This window comes from Segatella sinensis (genome assembly GCF_040095255.1).
Taxonomy (GTDB): domain Bacteria; phylum Bacteroidota; class Bacteroidia; order Bacteroidales; family Bacteroidaceae; genus Prevotella; species Prevotella sinensis.
Genome location: NZ_JBBNGE010000139.1, coordinates 1 through 598, shown reverse-complemented (window position 1 = coordinate 598; position 598 = coordinate 1). Strand labels below are relative to the sequence as shown.

The 598-nt window shown below is 41.5% G+C and carries 1 pseudogene; it reads right to left on the bottom strand.

What is annotated here, in order from left to right:
* Positions 1 to 4: 4 nt before the first annotated feature.
* A pseudogene (locus AAAT87_RS15470) lies at positions 5 to 598 on the bottom strand (IS1380-like element IS942 family transposase); the annotation flags it as partial.

Here is a 598-nt window from a genome sequence, read left to right as displayed (position 1 = left end):
GCCTTTAACCAAAGTCTGTCTTGAACAGGTTGGCATAAGCATAGTTGTCTGAATAAATGTTCAATACATGCCTACGTGACGTCTTAATCCATTTTGCAGGAACAGAGATGAACTTGAACACAAAGGTCTTGATTCTGCTGGTGGCACGCAATCCAAATTCATGGGTTTTCAATCTCTGCATAATAGCTTTGTAGAAGTTTCTGATGAGAGCTGTCATAAGCAGGAATACAGTATTCTGTGCCATGAACGATTTTGGCAACCGATTCCAGCCAAAGCCATTGTTCATGTCATCGAAGATGCGTTCCTTGCCACCACGAAGATTGTAGAATTCCACAATGTCTCTTGCACTCGACTTGTAATCGTTAGTCAGTATACATCTGTAGGTATATTCGCCTTCCCAAATGTCAAGGTCTCCCTCTATTCGCCTTTGTCTCTGTATGACAAGACGATACGGTTTTCCTTTCCATTTCTCAACAAGGATGGAATTCAGCTCAAATTCAATACCGTTGATTTCAACAGTTTTCCATCCAGTCAAGGCAAACATGGAATCGTAGAAGGAAGAGCATCTGTTGGCACGAATATAAAAATGCCTGCAATG